The 19,356-nt window shown below is 56.3% G+C and carries 16 protein-coding genes; 6 read left to right on the forward strand and 10 right to left on the reverse strand.

Annotated elements, in window-relative coordinates; translation table 11 throughout:
- Nucleotides 1-5: 5 nt before the first annotated feature.
- Genes FEM41_RS05320 through FEM41_RS05340 form a run of 5 tightly spaced genes read right to left on the reverse strand, consistent with a single transcriptional unit; the run spans nucleotide 6 to nucleotide 5,081 of the window.
- Nucleotides 6-1,139: an anaerobic sulfatase maturase gene (locus FEM41_RS05320; RefSeq protein WP_168198764.1), complete on the reverse strand. Its 1,134-nt coding sequence runs from the start codon at nucleotides 1,137-1,139 to the stop codon at nucleotides 6-8.
- On the reverse strand, nucleotides 1,136-1,498 hold the full coding sequence (locus FEM41_RS05325; RefSeq protein WP_138095005.1) for a DUF202 domain-containing protein: 363 nt from the start codon (nucleotides 1,496-1,498) through the stop codon (nucleotides 1,136-1,138). The genes FEM41_RS05320 and FEM41_RS05325 overlap by 4 nt, the downstream gene beginning before the upstream one ends.
- Entirely contained in the window at nucleotides 1,488-1,835 is a 348-nt protein-coding gene (locus FEM41_RS05330) for a YidH family protein (protein WP_138095006.1), read from the reverse strand. The genes FEM41_RS05325 and FEM41_RS05330 overlap by 11 nt, the downstream gene beginning before the upstream one ends.
- A 36-nt stretch (nucleotides 1,836-1,871) precedes the next feature.
- Complete coding sequence (locus FEM41_RS05335; protein WP_138095007.1) at nucleotides 1,872-3,371, reverse strand: sulfatase-like hydrolase/transferase; 1,500 nt, start codon at nucleotides 3,369-3,371, stop codon at nucleotides 1,872-1,874.
- Complete coding sequence (locus FEM41_RS05340) at nucleotides 3,372-5,081, reverse strand: solute:sodium symporter family transporter (RefSeq protein WP_138095008.1); 1,710 nt, start codon at nucleotides 5,079-5,081, stop codon at nucleotides 3,372-3,374.
- 182 nt (nucleotides 5,082-5,263) lie between these two features.
- Between FEM41_RS05340 and FEM41_RS05345 the strand changes: the two genes are divergently transcribed.
- Nucleotides 5,264-6,130, forward strand: coding sequence for a helix-turn-helix transcriptional regulator (locus FEM41_RS05345; protein ID WP_138095009.1), 867 nt, complete (start codon nucleotides 5,264-5,266; stop codon nucleotides 6,128-6,130).
- 45 nt (nucleotides 6,131-6,175) lie between these two features.
- On the opposite strand, the gene typA is transcribed toward FEM41_RS05345, so the two are convergent.
- Entirely contained in the window at nucleotides 6,176-7,996 is a 1,821-nt protein-coding gene (gene typA / locus FEM41_RS05350) for a ribosome-dependent GTPase TypA (protein WP_138095010.1), read from the reverse strand.
- Nucleotides 7,997-8,353: 357 nt separating this feature from the next.
- Between typA and glnA the strand changes: the two genes are divergently transcribed.
- From glnA to FEM41_RS05370, 4 genes are all read left to right on the forward strand, one after another.
- A complete protein-coding gene (gene glnA / locus FEM41_RS05355) occupies nucleotides 8,354-9,763 on the forward strand; it encodes a glutamate--ammonia ligase (protein ID WP_138095011.1) in 1,410 nt (469 codons plus the stop codon).
- Between the two features lie 225 nt (nucleotides 9,764-9,988).
- Nucleotides 9,989-11,038, forward strand: coding sequence for a nitrogen regulation protein NR(II) (gene glnL / locus FEM41_RS05360; RefSeq protein WP_138095012.1), 1,050 nt, complete (start codon nucleotides 9,989-9,991; stop codon nucleotides 11,036-11,038).
- A gap of 20 nt (nucleotides 11,039-11,058) precedes the next feature.
- Entirely contained in the window at nucleotides 11,059-12,471 is a 1,413-nt protein-coding gene (glnG, locus tag FEM41_RS05365) for a nitrogen regulation protein NR(I) (protein ID WP_138095013.1), read from the forward strand.
- Between the two features lie 86 nt (nucleotides 12,472-12,557).
- Nucleotides 12,558-12,680, forward strand: coding sequence for a YshB family small membrane protein (locus FEM41_RS05370; RefSeq protein WP_138095014.1), 123 nt, complete (start codon nucleotides 12,558-12,560; stop codon nucleotides 12,678-12,680).
- Nucleotides 12,681-12,725: 45 nt separating this feature from the next.
- Here FEM41_RS05370 and hemN read toward each other — a convergent pair whose 3' ends face one another.
- Together hemN and yihI are read right to left on the reverse strand one after the other, a co-directional pair.
- Nucleotides 12,726-14,099: an oxygen-independent coproporphyrinogen III oxidase gene (gene hemN / locus FEM41_RS05375; RefSeq protein ID WP_138095015.1), complete on the reverse strand. Its 1,374-nt coding sequence runs from the start codon at nucleotides 14,097-14,099 to the stop codon at nucleotides 12,726-12,728.
- A 198-nt stretch (nucleotides 14,100-14,297) separates the two neighbouring features.
- Entirely contained in the window at nucleotides 14,298-14,795 is a 498-nt protein-coding gene (gene yihI, locus FEM41_RS05385) for a Der GTPase-activating protein YihI (RefSeq protein ID WP_138095017.1), read from the reverse strand.
- A 612-nt stretch (nucleotides 14,796-15,407) separates the two neighbouring features.
- On the opposite strand from yihI, the gene yihA reads away from it, so the two are divergent.
- Nucleotides 15,408-16,046 carry a ribosome biogenesis GTP-binding protein YihA/YsxC gene (gene yihA, locus FEM41_RS05390; RefSeq protein ID WP_138095018.1) on the forward strand — a complete coding sequence of 213 codons (639 nt, stop codon included), beginning with the start codon at nucleotides 15,408-15,410 and terminating at the stop codon, nucleotides 16,044-16,046.
- 95 nt (nucleotides 16,047-16,141) lie between these two features.
- Here the strand turns inward: yihA and spfP are convergent, their stop codons facing one another.
- Both spfP and polA read right to left on the reverse strand, forming a co-directional pair.
- On the reverse strand, nucleotides 16,142-16,189 hold the full coding sequence (spfP, locus tag FEM41_RS25265) for a small protein SpfP (RefSeq protein ID WP_071892919.1): 48 nt from the start codon (nucleotides 16,187-16,189) through the stop codon (nucleotides 16,142-16,144).
- Between the two features lie 202 nt (nucleotides 16,190-16,391).
- Entirely contained in the window at nucleotides 16,392-19,187 is a 2,796-nt protein-coding gene (gene polA / locus FEM41_RS05395; protein WP_138095019.1) for a DNA polymerase I, read from the reverse strand.
- Nucleotides 19,188-19,356: the final 169 nt, after the last annotated feature.

Here is a 19,356-nt window from a genome sequence, read left to right on the forward strand (position 1 = left end):
CACGCTTACGCCGGACGTTTCTCACTGGCATGCAGCATCGCCATCAGTTCTACCGGCGAACGACGCTGACGAATAAGATCGCGCATGGTCTTCATATAAGGCGCCGTGCGGGTAAAGAAGTCGCGATAACCAGCGCACAGCACACTCTTACCACCGTCCAGTCGGTGTTTGGGGCAATCCCCCTGACACAAAGGCCGCGCCCGGCATTCCAGACAGTCATTCACCAGCGAGCGTCGCTTGTGCTGACCAAAATCCCGGGCGGCGTCACTGGCGTTGATCTGCGCAATGGAGATCTCATGCAGATTACCCAGCCGGTATTCGGGAAAGACGTAGTGATCGCACTGATAGAGGGTGCCATCAGCTTCCAGCGCAAAGGCGTGGCCACAGGTTTCACTAAATACGCACATCTGGGAAGGCTGGCCGCACCATACCCCAAGGGTTGAATCGAACAACTGAACGAAGACCCGACCGATATCCTCGCGCACCCAAAGTGCAAAGACCGCATTCAGGAAACGCCCCCAGGCTTCGCCGCTGACCGATTCCGGCGTCAGTGCGCCCTGTTCGTCCGACTCCACCAGCGGAATAAATTGCAGATGCGGCGTGCCCAGGTCGCGCAGATAACGGTACAGCCGTTCTGGCTGCCCGATGTTGTGCGCATTCACCACCGTCAACAGATTAAAGTCCACGCCGTGCGCCTTCAGGCGCCCCATCGCTTCCATCACCCGTTCATGGGTTGGCTTACCGGCGCGGGTGACCCGGTAGCGATCATGGAGATCCGCAGGGCCGTCCAGCGATAGTCCCACCAGCCAGCCGTAGCGGGCCAGGAAGGCGCACCAGGCTTCATCCAGAAGTATACCATTGGTTTGTAAGGTGTTCTGAATGCGTCTGCCCGCGGCATAGCGCTGCTGAAGCGCCACGGCCCGCTCAAAGAAAGCCAGCCCCGCCAGCGTCGGTTCTCCCCCCTGCCAGGCAAACTCCACCACCTGGCCCGGCTGGGCGTCGATATGCTGGCGGATATAGGCCTCAAGCGTGGCGTCATCCATGCGAGGCTGGCGTGGTTTATCGATATAGAAGCAGTAATGGCAGTCCAGGTTACACCGGGAACTGGCGGGTTTCGCCATGACGTGGCAACCGTTCATGATGCAGCACTCCATAGCACCAACAGTTGATTAATATGAGAGACGGCAAACAGCGCAGCCAGCAGGCAGACTGCCAGCGCGATCAGCATTTTGGCACGTACCGGACCGGATTTTGCGAAGTCATCCGTCGCCACGTCCATCAGGTTACGCTGGCGGGCGTAGCCATAGACCAGCAACGCCACCACCAGAATAATCACCAGCGAGAACCAGAACAGCATGCCCGCCTGATACCAGGCGTGGCGCAGGGCCAGCGCCATCAGGGCGCCATAGCCCAGCAGCGTGCGAAACCAGGCGAGCGAGGTGCGCTCTGGTTGCAGGCCGGGATCGGCAAGACGGCGCGCCCGGCGCTTATCCGGCATACAGCACCATCAGCGCCACGGTGCCCGCCGCTACAACCATCGCAATACTGACGATAAGCAGCGTGCGGGTATAGGGCAGATCCTGCTTCAGGCGCATCGCTTTCTCGTTACGCAGCCAGCGCAGGTAACCGTAGACCGCCAGCAGGCCGGCGAAGACACACAGCAACAGCGAAATCGCTTCACGCACTGCGGGTGTCGCAAGACTCGGCGCCAGTTGATCCAGCCCCACCCCCGCCGCCAGGAACCCCAACGCGGTACGAATCCAGGCGAGGAAAGTGCGTTCATTCGCCAGCGAAAAGCGGTAGTCGGGCGCTTCGCCGAGCTGTGATATCTTCATGCCATCTCCTTGTGTGTTGCCTCCCTGTCGGGAGCATCAGAACTTCTGTTTCTTCTCTTCCACCTTCACCCCCTGAGTGGGCATACCAGTGTCGTAGTCGCGCACCACCGGCGAATAACCATCTTTCGGACGCGGGCGGAAAGCGCCCATCCAGCGCGGCTGCGCGTCTGGCCGCCAGGGGCGGCTCGCCCACTGCCAGGTGCGGAAGGGGTCGCGAATCCTGTCCATATAGTCCAGCAGGGCGTCGTGCAGCTGGTTACGCTGCTCAGCATAGCGCGAATCGTCGATCAGGTTATGCATCTCCTGCGGGTCGGCGTGCCTGTCGTAAAGCTCATCGCTGCTGAACAGGTTTAGCACCAGTTTAAAGCGATTGGTGACCCAACAGCGTACCGGAATAAAGCCGCCAAAGCTGTCATGTTCGATCTCATAGCGGTTAAATTCCACCATCACGCCGCGATCCTGAGCGGCCTCCAGCAGATTACCGCCCGGCAGGATTTCCGGCTGTTCGATGCCCGCCAGCGCCATCATGGTCGGCAGGATGTCAATATGGCTGACCGGAACATCTTCCTGACGCGGCGCGGCCTGACCCTGAGGCGGGCGGAAGATCAGCGGAATGCGGGTGATATCGTCATACATCGCCGCCCCTTTGCTGATGAGCTTATGCGCCCCCATCATTTCGCCGTGATCGGAGGTGTAAATCACCCAGGTGTTGGCGCACTGTTCCGGGGTCAGGGCCGCGATCACCCGGCCAATCTCATCATCCACAAAGTCATTGCAGGCGAAGTAGAGCGGATGGTGATACAGCCCGTCTTCCCCCACCGGTGCCGGCATGGCCTGGGCCCACAGGCGGTGGTGTTCCGGTTTGTTTTCCAGATTATCGCGACCTTTTTCCCCCAGGTCATAGTAAAAGTCCTGATACTTTTCCAGATATTCCGGCGGGCAGGTAAAGGGGTGGTGCGGTTCGTCATAGGAGAGCACCAGCAGGAAAGGTTCGTCCTGGCGTTCCGGGCGCCCCAGGTAGTCCAGCGCCCGGTCACTGATGCGGTGGGCCCAGGTGAAGGTTTCGTCGATATTGTTTTCGCGCAGATCGTCGAGGGTATTCAGGCCGTTACGCCACAGCCCGATCTCCTGTTCGCTCAGATCTTCCAGGTAGTTAGCGCCGTCATACCAGTAGTCGGCATCCCATTCCGGCGGGCAGATCCCGGTGCCGAAGTAGTCATGACCGTCCAGGTGCCACTTGCCGATATAGCAGGTCTGGTAGCCCGCATCCTTAAAGTAGCGACCCATGGTGGAGATATTTTTCCCGGGGGCTACGTTATTGGTCCAGGGGCCAGACTGGTTGGCATAGATGCCGGTAAACAGCCCCGCCCGCGCCGGGGTACAAACCGGGGTACAGGTATAGGCGGAGTTAAAGCGAATGCCTTCTTCCGCCAGGGCGTCGATATGGTCAGTGTTGAGCGGCTTACCGCTGTAGCAGCCCACCATATTGGTGGCCTGGGTATCAGTCATAATAAACAGGAAGTTAGGGCGAGACATCTATTTCTCCTTAACGTCACAAGCCAGTTTTGACGCCGCGCGTTTTGCACAGCGACCGCTATAAATCAGGTATCCCACAATACCGACCACTACGGCATAGCAAGCCACCGCCAGCCATTTGGTCGGGTAGCCGCCAAATTGCGCCAGCCCGGCGTAAACGCCGATCATGCCCAGCAGTACGCCCACGGCGGCGATTTTAGTGTGGCGCCAGGGCTGCATATCCACGGCGAAGGCGTCGTTAAAGCGGAACGCCGTTTCCCGTGGTTTCCACCAGCCCAGGATAAGCATCAGCACAACGTTGATACAGAAGGTGATAAACAGCACGTAGAGGAAGTGGAAATCGAAATCCACCAGGTAGTTGATCACGATATAGCTAACAATGCCGAACAGCAGTGCCGCCTTGGCCGCCAGCGCTGGAATGCGCGGGAAGAAGAAGCCCATGATCACAATGGTAACCAGCGGAACGTTATAAATGCCGTTCAACTGCTTCATCCATGAATAGAGCCCTTCCGGCGCGTTGGCTATCCACGGCGCTACCAGTACGGAAACCAGCGCCAGTCCCAGACCAAACCAGCGACCCACGGTGACCTGCTTCTGGGATTCGGCGTTAGGGTTAATCAGACGGCTGTAGATGCCTAAGCTAAACAGGGTGCTGGCGCTGTTCAGAAAGCCGTTAAAGGTGCTGATGATGGCCCCGAAAAGTACCGCGCCGAAGAAGCCCACCAGCGGCGTTGGCATTACGGCATTGACCAGCGCCGGGTAGGCCATATCAGCCTTGGGCAGCGACTGGAACAGATGGAAGGCGATAAGCCCCGGCAGCACCAGAATCAGCGGGTCGAGCATTTTCAGCACCGCGGTCAGCAGGGCGCCTTTCTGCCCTTCGGAAAGACTTTTCGATGCCAGGGTGCGCTGCACAATGCCCTGGTTGGTGCACCAGTAAAAGGTATTCACCAGAATCAGGCCGGTCAGCGCCGCGCCGATCGGTACCGGATCGCTACTGCCGCCAATGGAGTTCAGCTTTTCGCTGTGTACCGTGGTCAGTTGCTCAACGCCGCGCAGGAAACTGCCCTGCCCCATGGCCATCAGACCAAAGATCGGCACCATCAGACCGCCGATCACCAGACCGATACCGTTAATGACATCGGCGACGGCAATGGCCTTCAGGCCGCCGATAACGGCGTACATCATGCCGGCGAAGCCCAGCAAAATCACCATCCCCCAGATAGCGGCATTTTCGGTGATCCCCAGCGATTCGCCCACGTGGAACAGGCTGTTAAGGGCCAGCGCGCCGGAATAGAGCACGATGGGCAGAAAGCAGATACCGGTGGCGATCAGAAAGCAGCAGTCCACGACAATACGAGTGGTTTTGTCATAGCGCTCCTCAATGAAGTCCGGAATGGTAGCGATACCGCGCTGCAGATATTTGGGCAGGAAAATCAGCGCCAGGAAGATCAGCGGAATGGCCGAGATAACCTCCCAGGCCATGACCGACATCCCGCTCTTATAGGCCTGCCCGCTTAACCCCACCAGCTGTTCGGTAGAAAGATTGGTTAACATCAGCGAGGCGGCGATAACCGGCGCCTTCAGAGAGCGACCGGCCAGGAAGTATCCCTGCTGGGATTGGGTATCATCTTTACGCAGCTTCCACCAGGTGATTATCGCCACCAGCAGCGTGAAAGCAAAAAAGCTCACGAGTTGTAATGTGTTCATCTCATTGGCCTATAGTTATCGTTATGCCCCACTATTCCTGATTACAGAGGTAATGGAAGAAGGTTGGCGGGGCTCAGGCTGACTGAAATCTCAAACCAGGAAAGTATGTTTCCCCGGCGGAAGGAAGAGCTGTTAATCTCTTCGACCAGGTTGGGTGCATCATTCTCTTCTGGAGAAATAAAATGAATGGAAAAATCGGAGTTTCGGATGTAAAAACCGAAACTACCTATAACATTCCGCTGGTTCTTGAAGAAAATGTGATCTCAAGCGGCCTCGCGCTTCTGGCGCTGTGGCATACCCTGGCGGATAACCACTACGTGGTCAGCTGGCCACGTGATAAACGGAAACCGCTGATTGCCAACTCCTGGGTGGCGATTTATACGCTCCAGGGCAGCGGTAAAGTTATCCTTCAGGATAATTCAGTCATTACGCTTAACGGTAATTGCGTTATTTTTCTGAAACCCACGGATATAAAATCCTATTATTGCGACGGGCTGGTCTGGGAACAGTACTGGATGGAATTTATTCCTACCGGAGCGATGGATATTCCGTTATCTCAACCAGCGCTAATATATAACGGCGACGCATTTAATCGCCAGTTGGAAGAGGTGGCGCGGCTAATTCAGAGCCCGGTATCGATGGAAAACAACCTGGCGGTGGCCGCACTGACCCATATGATCTACCAGTGGATCTGCCTGATTGCCCGTAATGGTACCCGGGAGCCGCAGTTTATCCGCCTGGAAAAATTGCTGACCGCGCTCCATGCCGACCTTCAACGGCGCTGGACGGTCAGTGAAATGGCGCAGCGTATGCAGTGCAGTGAACAGTATCTGCGGCGACTGTTTCTGCGTTATACCGGTAAGAGCCCCAGAGAATACTACCTGGATGCCCGCCTGGAACTGGCGCAGTCGCTGTTGAAGCAGGAGCGCCATGGCGTGAGTCAGGTGGCGGATATGCTGAACTTCTTTGACACCTTTCATTTCAGTAAAGCGTTTAAGCAGAAATTTGGCGTGGCGCCGTCGATGCTGATTCGGCACAGGGAGCCATAAAAAAGCCCCCGCAGTTGCGGAGGCCTTTTCAACGTCGACGAAAGATTACTCTTTCGCGCCGCGGTTTGCGCGTTTACGCTCGTTTTCCGTCAGATGACGCTTACGCAGACGCACAGAGGTCGGGGTGACTTCTACCAGTTCATCATCATCGATGAACTCCAGCGCCTGCTCCAGGGTCATTTTGATCGGCGGAGACAGGGTGGTGGCTTCGTCAGTACCGGAAGCACGCATGTTGGTCAGCTTCTTACCGGTCAGGCAGTTCACAGTCAGGTCGTTGGAACGGCTGTGAATACCGATAATCTGGCCTTCATAGACTTCCGCGCCGTGGCCCAGGAACAGCTTACCGCGATCCTGCAGACTGTAGAGCGCGTAAGCGACCGCTTTACCCTGGCCGTTAGAGATCAGCACGCCGTTCTGACGCTGACCGATTTCACCCGGACGCACGTCATCGTAGTGGCTGAAGGTGGAGTACAGCAGACCGGTACCGGAAGTCATGGTCATGAAGTCGGTACGGAAGCCGATCAAACCACGGCTCGGGATGATGTAGTCCAGACGTACGCGGCCTTTGCCATCCGGCAGCATGTCGCGCAGTTCACCTTTACGCAGGCCCAGCGCTTCCATGACGGAACCCTGGTTCTGCTCTTCGATATCCAGCGTGACCTGCTCGAACGGCTCCTGTTTACGGCCGTCGATTTCGCGGAAGATAACTTTCGGACGGGATACCGCCAATTCGAAACCTTCACGACGCATGTTCTCGATAAGAACTGACAGGTGCAGTTCACCACGGCCGGAAACGCGGAAAGCATCCGGGTCTTCGGTTTCTTCTACGCGCAGCGCCACGTTGTGAACCAGCTCTTTGTTCAGGCGGTCCAGAATCTGACGCGAAGTGACGTATTTACCCTCTTTGCCGCAGAACGGCGAGGTGTTAACGCAGAAGTACATGGAAACGGTCGGCTCATCAACGGAGAGCGGCGGCAGCGCTTCAACGGTACCCGGATCGCACAGGGTATCGGAGATGTTCAGCTCGCCCAGACCGGTGATAGCGATGATATCACCCGCTTCGGCAGAAGCAGACTCGATACGCTGCAGACCCATGTGGCCCAGAACCTGGCTCACCTTACCGTTACGGCGTTTACCTTCCGTATCGATGATGGTGACCTGCTGGTTCGGCTTCACCACGCCGCGCTTGATACGACCAATGCCGATAACGCCCACGTAGCTGTTGTAGTCCAGCTGGGAGATCTGCATCTGGAACGGACCGTTCAGGTCAACGTTCGGCGCTTCCACGTGCTTAACGATAGTTTCGAACAGCGGGGTCATATCGTCGGCCATGTCTTCATGGTCCAGACCGGCGATACCGTTCAGCGCAGAAGCGTAAACGATGGGGAAGTCCAGCTGCTCATCGGTAGCGCCCAGGTTAACGAACAGGTCGAACACCTGATCGACAACCCAGTCCGGACGCGCGCCGGGACGGTCAACTTTGTTGATGACCACGATCGGCTTCAGCCCGTTGGCGAATGCCTTCTCGGTCACGAAACGGGTCTGCGGCATCGGGCCATCCATTGCGTCGACAAGCAGCAGAACAGAGTCAACCATCGACATTACGCGTTCTACTTCACCACCGAAGTCGGCGTGCCCCGGGGTATCAACGATGTTGATGCGGTAGTCGCGCCAGTTAATAGCCGTATTTTTCGCGAGGATGGTAATCCCACGCTCTTTTTCCAGATCGTTGGAGTCCATGACTCGCTCGGTAAGCTCATTACGCTCACCGAAGGTGCCAGATTGTTGCAGCAGCTTGTCAACCAGGGTGGTTTTCCCATGGTCAACGTGCGCAATAATGGCGATGTTACGCAGATTTTCGATCACAACTTTGCCTCAGGCATTAGAAATAGCGCGTTATTGTACACGGATTAATCGGAGGACTGAACAGATCGCAGGAAACCTTTTTCTTTTGGTGTCTGTGATCGTTTTCACGGAGAGAGAAAAAGAGAGGTTCGCACCATTTTGGTGCCCTGACATCCTCTGGGTGCACCATTATAGTGCATAATGTTCAGTGTGGTGCAGCCCTTTTCACTGCGGTGCGCATCATAGCGCCTTTTTGGGGCGATGTGAAAGTTGGCACGCTTTTCGCTTTTTTATCTATAAAGAGCCTGTACAAGGCGAAAAGCCACTTTAAACAAAAGTTGTACCACGACGACAATGACAAATCCGGGAGAGTTACCTATGTCCGCAGAACACGTTATGACGCTGCTGAGTGAGCACGAAATAAAGTTTGTCGATTTGCGCTTTACCGATACTAAAGGAAAAGAACAGCACGTCACCATTCCTTCCCATCAGGTGGACCAGGACTTCTTTGAAGAAGGCAAAATGTTCGACGGTTCCTCGATTGGTGGCTGGAAAGGCATTAACGAATCCGACATGGTACTGATGCCGGACCCGTCAACCGCCGTGATCGACCCGTTTTATGAAGAGCCGACGCTGCTTATCCGCTGCGATATTCTGGAGCCGGGCACGCTGCAGGGCTACGATCGCGACCCGCGTTCTATCGCCAAGCGCGCTGAAGACTACCTGCGCGCCACCGGTCTTGCCGACACTGTGCTGTTCGGGCCGGAGCCGGAATTCTTCCTGTTCGACGACATCCGTTTCGGTAGTTCCATTTCCGGCTCTCACGTCGCCATCGACGATATCGAAGGCGCCTGGAACTCTTCCACCAAATACGAAGGCGGCAACAAAGGCCACCGTCCGGGTGTGAAAGGCGGCTATTTCCCGGTTCCGCCGGTAGATTCCGCTCAGGACATCCGTTCCGTGATGTGTATGACCATGGAAGAGATGGGTCTGGTGGTTGAAGCGCATCACCACGAAGTCGCGACCGCAGGTCAGAACGAAGTGGCAACCCGCTTCAACACCATGACCAAGAAAGCGGACGAAATTCAGATCTATAAGTATGTGGTCCACAACGTCGCTCACCGCTTCGGCAAAACCGCAACCTTTATGCCCAAGCCGATGTTCGGTGATAACGGTTCCGGTATGCACTGCCACATGTCCCTGTCGAAAGACGGCAACAACCTGTTCGCCGGTGACAAATATGCCGGTCTGTCCGAAATGGCGCTCTACTACATTGGCGGTGTGATCAAGCACGCGAAAGCCATTAACGCCCTGGCCAACCCAACCACCAACTCTTACAAGCGTCTGGTGCCTGGCTATGAAGCGCCGGTCATGCTGGCTTACTCTGCCCGTAACCGTTCCGCCTCTATCCGTATCCCGGTCGTCACTTCTCCGAAGGCTCGCCGTATCGAAGTGCGCTTCCCGGATCCGGCTGCCAACCCGTACCTGGCTTTCGCCGCCCTGCTGATGGCCGGTCTTGACGGTATCAAGAACAAGATCCACCCGGGTGAAGCGATGGATAAAAACCTGTACGACCTGCCGCCGGAAGAAGCTAAAGAGATCCCGCAGGTTGCCGGTTCTCTGGAAGAAGCGCTGGAAGCCCTGGATGCCGATCGCGAGTTCCTGACGGCAGGCGGCGTGTTCACCAACGACGCTATCGATGCCTACATCGCCCTGCGTCTTGAAGAGAACGACCGCGTTCGCATGACGCCGCACCCGGTTGAATTCGAACTGTATTACAGCGTTTAAGATGTTACTGACTGCGCCTGCCATCTTTTGGGCGCAGCAGACGATTTTTTTGTTGCCGTGGAAACGTTTAGCCCATCTCTGATGGGCTTTTTTCTCCCATGTACCTGCGTGTACGGTTCATTAGTACCCTGTGTAGCGGCAAAGAATACCGCCCGGGGCCAGGCTATTAATGAAGCGAACACCAGTATGCACTAAAATAGTGCAATAGCTGGAAGGGGGCTAATAATGGCAAATGGCACACAGCCCGATGCAGGGCTTATCCTGAATTCGCTGATGAACAGCATTCTGCTGGTGGATGACGAACTTGCCGTACACTATGCAAATCCCGCCGCCCAGCAGTTGCTGGCGCAGAGTTCGCGCAAGCTGTTCGGTGCGCCGCTGCCGGAGCTTCTTAGCTATTTTTCGCTGAATATCGAACTGATGCGCGAAAGCCTGAATACCGGCCAGGGCTTTATCGATAATGAGGTCACGCTGGTGATTGACGGTCGCGCCCATATTCTTTCGCTATCAGCGCAGCGTATGCCGGATGGCCTGATTCTGCTGGAGATGTCCCCAATGGATAACCAGCGACGACTCAGCCAGGAGCAGTTGCAACACGCCCAGCAGGTGGCGGCCCGTGACCTGGTACGCGGCCTGGCGCACGAGATAAAAAATCCGCTCGGCGGGCTGCGCGGCGCGGCACAATTGCTTAATCGCGCCCTGCCTGACCCAACGCTTACGGAATATACCACCGTTATTATTGAGCAGGCCGACCGGTTGCGTAATCTGGTCGACAGGCTACTGGGGCCTCAGCAGCCGGGGATGCATATTACTGACAGCATCCATAAGGTGGCCGAGCGGGTGGTGAATCTGGTGAAGCTGGAGCTGCCGGAAAACGTCACCCTGGTGCGTGACTACGACCCCAGTCTGCCGGATCTGACCCACGACCCCGATCAGCTTGAACAGGTGCTGCTGAATATCGTGCGCAACGCGCTCCAGGCGCTGGGCGAACAGGGCGGCGAAATTACGCTACGCACCCGTACCGCCTTCCAGTTGACCCTGCACGGCGAGCGCTACCGCCTGGCGGCACGCATTGATGTTGAAGATACCGGCCCCGGTATTCCCCCCCACCTGCAGGATACGCTGTTCTATCCCATGGTCAGCGGCCGCGAAGGGGGGACCGGGCTGGGGCTCTCTATCGCCCGCAGCCTTATCGATCAGCACTCGGGAAAAATTGAATTTAGCAGTTGGCCGGGACACACCGAATTTTCGGTTTATCTGCCCATCCGTAAATAAGCGCCTGAATAGAGGTCACTATGCAACGAGGGATAGCCTGGGTAGTCGATGACGATAGCTCCATCCGCTGGGTACTGGAGCGAGCGCTCACCAGCGCTGGCATTAGCTGTACCGCCTTTGAGAGCGGCCATCAGGTACTGGACGCCCTTGCCACACAGACCCCGGATGTTCTGCTTTCCGACATTCGCATGCCGGGTATGGACGGGCTCACGCTGCTTAAACAGATTAAACAGCGTCATCCCATGCTTCCGGTCATCATTATGACCGCCCATTCCGATCTGGACGCCGCCGTCAGCGCCTATCAGCAGGGCGCTTTCGACTATCTGCCTAAACCCTTTGATATCGACGAAGCGGTAGCCCTGGTGGAACGCGCCATTAACCACTATCAGGAGCAGCAGCAGCCGCGCCTGACTCAGGCTAATAGCCCCGCCGCCGATATTATCGGTGAGGCGCCAGCCATGCAGGACGTGTTTCGGATTATCGGGCGTCTGTCGCGCTCGTCAATAAGCGTGCTGATTAACGGCGAGTCAGGCACCGGTAAAGAGCTGGTCGCCCACGCCCTGCATCGTCACAGCCCGCGGGAAAAATCACCATTTATCGCCCTGAATATGGCGGCTATCCCGCGCGATCTGATTGAATCTGAGCTGTTTGGCCACGAAAAAGGGGCCTTTACCGGCGCCAGCCAGATCCGCCAGGGGCGCTTCGAGCAGGCCGACGGCGGCACCCTGTTTCTGGACGAGATCGGCGATATGCCGCTGGATGTTCAGACCCGCCTGCTGCGCGTGCTGGCCGATGGCCAGTTTTATCGGGTGGGTGGTTATGCGCCGGTGAAAGTGGACGTACGGATTATTGCCGCCACCCACCAGAATCTGGAGCAACGGGTGCAGGAAGGCACCTTTCGTGAGGATCTGTTCCACCGCCTGAACGTAATCCGCGTTCATCTGCCGCCCCTGCGCGAGCGACGCGAAGATATTCCACGACTGGCGCGCCACTTTTTGCAGAAGGCCGCTCAGGAACTGGGGGTCGAGACCAAGCAGTTGCACCCGGAAACCGAAGCCGCGCTCACCCGCCTGGCCTGGGGCGGCAACGTGCGCCAGCTGGAAAATACCTGTCGCTGGCTAACGGTAATGGCCGCCGGTCAGGAGGTGCTGATTCAGGATCTGCCTCCCGAACTGTTTGAAACCAGCGTGCCAGAAAGTAACGGCACCCAGGTTCAGCCCGACAGTTGGGCGACGGTGCTGGCCCAGTGGGCGGATCGGGCGCTGCGTTCCGGTCATCAAAATCTGTTGTCCGAAGCGCAACCGGAAATGGAACGAACTCTGCTGACCACGGCGCTGCGCCATACCCATGGCCACAAACAGGAGGCGGCGCGCCTGCTCGGCTGGGGACGAAACACCCTGACCCGTAAGCTCAAAGAGTTAGGAATGGAGTAGAAAAGGACCGTTTTTTGACGTTTTTTTAGCCTTTGACTCAGAGGCAAGGATGAGTATGATCGGGCGCGATTATACGGAGGTTTACCATGCTGGAATCATTCATCAATGTGATTTCGAGCAGCGCTGACGTGGGCGCGGCAGCCAGCCAGTCACCCCATGCGGCCATTGCGGCGCTACTCTGCGCGGCGCTGTTCAACTTCTTGAGTTAAAAAAAGCGGGGAGCCTGAATCAGGCTCCCCGCTTTTTTAGTTTTCCTAAATGACCCGAGAAAACTTCTGCAATTTGGCCTTACGGCGCAAATAAATATCAAAGCACATACAGATATTACGAATCAGCAGACGCCCTTTCGCCGTCACCTGAATGCCCTGGTCATTAATATCCACCAGCCCATCCTGCGCCAGCGGCGCCAGCAGCGCTAAATCCTCGGCAAAGTCATTATGAAAATCGAGCTGCCATGCGCGCTCGATATCGGCAAAATCCAGCCGGAAGTTACAGATAAGCGCCTTAATGATATCGCGACGAATGCAGTCATCCCGGGTAAGCGTCAGACCACGCCACAGGGCATCGCCCTGCTCTTCTACCTGCTGATAATATTTCTTCAGCTCTTTCTGGTTCTGGGCATAGCAGTCTCCCAGCATGCTGATGGCGGAAACCCCCAGCCCCAGCAGGTCGGTATCTCCCTGGGTGGTGTAACCCTGGAAGTTGCGATGCAGCACGCCGTTACGCTGGGCAACCGCCAGTTCATCATCCGGACGCGCAAAGTGGTCCATACCGATAAACTGATAGCCTGCGCCGGTCAGGGAAGCGATAGTCTGCTGCAAAATATCAAGCTTCTGCTGCGCTGAAGGCAGGTCATCCTCTTTAATTTTGCGCTGGGCGGCAAACAGCGTTGGCAGGTGAGCATAGTTAAAGACGCTCAGCCGATCCGGGCTTAGCTCCGCCACCTTATTCAGGGTGAAGGCAAAGCTTTCCGGCGTCTGCTTCGGCAAACCGTAGATCAGGTCGATATTGGTGGAAGTGAACCCCAGTTCCCGGGCCCGGGCGATCAGCGCGAAGATAAACTCTTCATCCTGCTCGCGGTTGACCAGGCGTTGCACCTCTTTATTGAAGTCCTGAACCCCCATGCTCAGGCGCGTGAAGCCTTCCGCGCGCAGGTGGTCCAGCATATCCAGTTCGATTTCCCGCGGATCCAGCTCAAGAGAAAGCTCGGCATCGTCGTTAAAGCGGAAATTTTCACGCAGCAGCCCCATCAGGCGGCCGATCTGCGCTTTATTCAGGTAAGTCGGCGTACCGCCGCCCCAGTGCATCTGGCTAACCTGACGCTGCCCGAAACGCGGCGCCTGATGGCGAATTTCACGCTCCAGCGCGTCCAGATACTGGTCGGCCTTATGGCGCTGGCGGGTGACGACCTTATTGCAACCGCAGAAGTAGCAGAGCTTATGGCAGAACGGGATATGCACGTAGAGTGACAGCGCCCGCTCCGGATAACGCTCCGCCGCGCGAGTAAAATCGTCTTCACTAAAGGATTCTGAAAACTCAAGGGCGGTGGGGTAAGAGGTATAACGCGGCCCGGAATAGTTATATTTCTGGATTAGGGCCAGATCCCAGTCAATTAACTGCTCAGACATACTCACTCCTTCCTGCGGCGCCGCAACCGCCTTCCTGCGCGCCCCGGATAAGACGCGCCGCCCGAGCCCCGGGCCATCATGCGGTTGCGCAGCCACCGTTGTCGGCGCGACAACCGCTGTAGTTTAACGAATAACCACAACAGATAACAGGCTATGGGTAGAACGATGATCAGAACCAGCGGCCCCATAGCGCTACGTTTAGTCTCCGCCCTTAAGCAGGCGCATCAGATCTTCTTCACCCTCTTCCTCTTCATCGTCGTCGAAGGAGAGGCCGAGCTGCTGCATCAGTTCATCAATGCGATCGAGTTGAGCGTTGACCCAATCCCGGTCTTTTTTGTCGATCGCTTCCCCGGACTCAATCCTGTCCAGCAGCGCATCCAGTCGAGGATCGTTTTCCAGCTTTTCCAGCTCTTCACTGGGGGAAAGCAGTGGTCGGGCAGGCACTTTTTCCGCTTTCGGCGCCTGGCTTGCTGGCACGCCCAGAGCAACAGGCTTTTTGCTGCCCAGGCGCGGATCGGGAAGGTTTTTCCCCCCTTTCCCGGAATTGCCCTGCCGGGAATCGCTGTTACGGTTACCGGACGAAAGGCCGCGATGCTTTTTCTGGCGCTTGCGATCGCGCGCCTGCTGGTTCAGCTCTTCACGCGTCGAACGGCGTTTATTTGGCCCTTTAGCGCGGGCAGGGGTTTGTTGCTTCATGATTCTGTGTCTCGAGGCCGTTTCAGGTCGGTATGAAGTGAGAATAATAGCAGGTTCGGCGGCAAATCTGCGATAGCGCCCCCGGACAGGAGTGAAAAATAAAAAAGGCGGCAGGATAGCCTGCCGCCTGATTCATCACTAAACTCTTGCGAGTTAAATCGTCCGTGTTTGCTGTCGACGCCCTGTCTTTCCCTCAGCGTACTACGTCCTTTGTGTTGTCCCTGTCCCTTTATCTGTTCCGCCATCCCAGCGGTCGCCCATCCTGGCTTGTCCCTACTCTTCGACGTCCTGTCACTCCTGAGCGTTCATCCTGAACCGAATCCTTAGGGCTCCTTGCCTGTGAGACATACTTTACGCTTATCCCTTATTTTCACAAGGAGATACCCGGGAGCGGTCATGCGTCTCACAGGGTATAAATGTATTACTACACTGTTTTTATTACCGTTTTATTAAAGTTCAGATCAATAAAAGCCGCTTTTTCCCGCCTCAACAATGGTCAATGTCTTACAAAGCGTATGGCAATGCTGCCAGCCTGTTCGCCAATAGCGGGCTTCCGGTGGTGCATATCAGGTATAATCCCGGCCATATGCATCCCTGATGGAGACGACCATTTTGACTAACTGGAATTATCAACTGACGCACTTTGTAACCAGTGCGCCAGATATTCGCCACCTCCCCGCCGACAGCGGGATCGAGGTTGCCTTTGCAGGCCGCTCCAACGCCGGTAAGTCGAGCGCGCTGAATACGCTGACCAACCAGAGAAACCTGGCGCGAACCAGTAAGACGCCAGGCCGTACTCAGCTGATCAACCTGTTTGAGGTGGCTGAAGGCAAGCGTCTGGTCGACCTGCCGGGGTACGGGTATGCCGAAGTCCCGGAAGAGATGAAACGTAAGTGGCAGCAGGCGCTCGGTGAGTATCTGCAAATGCGTCACTGTCTTCAGGGGCTGGTGGTACTGATGGATATTCGCCATCCGATGAAGGATCTCGATCAGCAGATGGTCGCATGGGCCGTGGACAGCCATATTCCGGTGCTGGTCCTGCTCACTAAAGCCGATAAACTGGCCTCCGGCGCCCGTAAAAAGCAGCTGAATCTGGTGCGCGAAGCCGCTATCGCCTTTAACGGAGACGTTGAAGTCGAGATCTTCTCTTCGCTGAAGAAGATGGGCGTGGATAAGCTAAGAAACAAGCTGGACAGCTGGTTTAACGATCTCCCAGGGATCGTAGCCGAAGAGCCGGAAACAGAAGCGTAATTCCGATCTGCCGCGTGCCGGGCGCGCGGTATTTTTGCGGATCGCAGACAATAAAAAACGCCCCGGTCATTAGATGACCGGGGCGGCTAAAATATTCAGCCAAATCCGATTACGTGAAGTAAAAGGTCTGAAAGATAGAACATCTTACCTCTGTACCCTACGTCGTTAACTCTACTCTTTTTTAATGCGAGGAAAAAGCATTTTTTGTAGTTTTTTTTCATTTTTTACATTATGAACTTGAACAACCATCACAAAAACCTATCTCTGATGTTGCTTAGTTACAAAACATAAGGTTCGGATTCCGGTTCAGCGCGCCGGGCTCGTCCGGCGCGAATGGCCTGTCAGTTAGTGCGCCTCATCCCAGTTTTTACCGCTACCCACTTCCACCAGCAGAGGCACTTCCAGCTTCATGCAGCCTTCCATCAGCTCATGGATCTTCTGAGAGACGGCCTGCAGATCGTCTTTATGTACTTCGAACACCAGTTCATCGTGTACCTGCATGATCATTTTCACTCGCGGTTCGGACTTCAGTAGCCAGTCATCTACCGCGATCATGGCGCGTTTAATGATGTCCGCCGCGGTACCCTGCATAGGCGCGTTGATTGCCGCACGCTCCGCCGCAGCGCGACGAGCGCCGTTACGGGAGTTAATTTCCGGCAGCCACAGGCGACGCCCTTCCAGGGTTTCAACGTAGCCCTGCTCTTTCGCCTGCTGACGTGTGCGCTCCATATATTCCAGCACGCCAGGATAGCGTTCAAAGTAGAGATCCATATACTTCTGGGCCTCTTTACGCGGAATATTAAGCTGGCGCGCCAGGCCAAAGGCGCTCATGCCGTAAATCAGACCAAAGTTAATGGCTTTAGCGCTACGGCGCTGTTCAGATGAGATACTCTCCAGCGGCCTACCGAAAACCTCCGCCGCCGTGGCGCGGTGGATATCCTTCCCTTCGGCAAAGGCGGTCAGCAGGCCTTTATCCCGGGACAGGTGCGCCATAATACGCAGCTCAATCTGGGAATAGTCCGCGGAGACAATTACGTAATCCTCCGGGGCGATAAAGGCCTGACGGATACGGCGCCCCTCATCATTACGTACCGGGATATTCTGCAGGTTGGGATCGGTCGACGACAGACGCCCGGTGGCGGTTACCGCCTGGTGATAAGAAGTATGCACCCGACCCGTCTTCGGATTGATCATTAGCGGCAGCTTGTCGGTATAGGTCGATTTCAACTTCGCCAGTCCGCGATATTCCAGGATCACCTTCGGTAGCGGATAGTCCAGCGCCAGCTCTTCCAGCACCTCTTCCGAGGTGGAAGGCGCGCCGCCCGGTGTCTTCTTCAGCGGTTTAATGCCCTGCTTCTCGAACAGAATGGTCTGCAACTGCTTGGGAGAAGAGAGGTTAAATGGCTCGCCTGCAATCTCATGAGCCTGCTGCTCCAGCTCGACCAGGCGCTTGCCCAGCTCTTCGGAATGGGCATGCAGCACGGCGGGATCGATCATCACACCGTTACGCTCTACCCGGGACAGAACCGGAACCAGCGGCATTTCAATAGTACGGAAAATATTGAGCGGACCTTTTTCCTGTTCCAGTTGCGGCCACATGGTCTGATGCAGGCGCAGTGTGACGTCGGCATCTTCCGCGGCATAGCGGCCCGCTTCTTCCAGCGCGATCTGGTTAAAGGTAAGCTGATTTTTCCCCTTACCCGCGATCTCTTCAAAGGTGATGGTCTTGTGGCTCAGCCAGCGGCTGGCCAGACTGTCCATATCGTGGCGCCCGGCCACGCTGTTCAGCGCATAGGATTCCAGCATGGTATCGAAGGCGATACCCTGTAGACTGATGCCATAGTTATCAAGAATCCCCCGGTCATACTTCAGATTCTGACCAACTTTCAGCGCTTTTTCATTTTCCAGTAGCGGCTTAAGTAGCTCCAGCACCCGATCGCGGGAGATCTGATCCGGCGCATCCAGATAGTCATGCGCAACCGGCACATAGGCCGCATGGCCCGGCTTGTCGGCAAAGGAAAGGCCCACAAGACTGGCAGTCAGACCATCCAGGCTATCGGTTTCGGTATCAAAGGCGAAGACTGGCGCTTTCTCCAGACGGGCGATCCAGGACTTCAGGGTCTCTTCATCAAGGATGGTGACATAATCATCACTGGACAGTACGCTGGCCTCCTGCGCTTCTGGCTGAGACTCGGCGCTCACACTCTCAACCTTCTTGCTCTTCGCCGCGCTGGCGTTGCCTTTCGCCTGGAGCCACTTACCGGCGGCAACATCGGCGGTCCAGCGCTTAAAGTCATATTTTTCAAACTGGGCCAGCAGGTTGTCGGCTTCCGGTGCCTTCACTTCCAGTTCATCGCAGGTCAGTTCCAGGGGTACATCGGTCTTAATGGTCGCCAGCTGATACGAAAGACGCGCCATCTCCTGGTTCTGTTCCAGTTTGGCACCCATGGTTTTGGCACCGCGGAAGCTGAGGTCGGCAACCTTATCCAGGTTGCCATAAAGCACATCCAGTCCCCCCAGCCCCTGCAGCAGCGCCTGAGCGGTCTTCTGGCCCACACCGGGTACGCCGGGAATGTTATCTGACGAGTCGCCCATCAGCGCCAGGAAGTCGATAATCAGTTCCGGCGGTACGCCGTACTTCTCACTCACCTCATCCGGCCCCAGAACGGTATTGGTCATGGTGTTGATAAGCGTAATGGATGGCGTGACCAGCTGCGCCATATCCTTATCGCCGGTACTGATCAGCACGTGTCGGCCAGCGCCTTCTGCTTCACGCGCCAGGGTGCCGATAACATCATCGGCTTCAACGCCAGACACGACCAGAAGCGGCAGCCCCATCGCCTTCACCATGCTGTGTAGCGGTTCGATCTGCGCACGCAGATCGTCCGGCATGGGAGGACGGTGCGATTTATAGTTTTCAAACAGTTCGTCGCGAAAGGTTTTGCCTTTGGCATCAAAGACAACGGCAGCATGGGACGGCTGGTACTGTAGCAGCAGACTGCGCAGCATATTGAGCACGCCGTACATCGCTCCGGTCGGTTCGCCCGCGCTGTTGGTCAGCGGGGGGAAGGCGTGATACGCCCGATAAAGGTAGGAGGATCCGTCGACGAGGATAAGTGGATTTTCTGCGATCTGGGCCATAGTGTTCCGTGCCTGATGGTTGTCTGTCAGTGGGTAAAGGATGCCACAGCCGGGCATAAAACATGAAGCGGCTTGCCGCCGAACGGTAAAAAAGAAGTCACGATCTGCGGGATCGCTTCCAGGATCTGGCTGTGGATAACTTTGTGCACAAAATCGTTATCGATTGATA

The organism is Jejubacter calystegiae, assembly GCF_005671395.1.
Classification (GTDB): Bacteria; Pseudomonadota; Gammaproteobacteria; order Enterobacterales; family Enterobacteriaceae; genus Jejubacter; species Jejubacter calystegiae.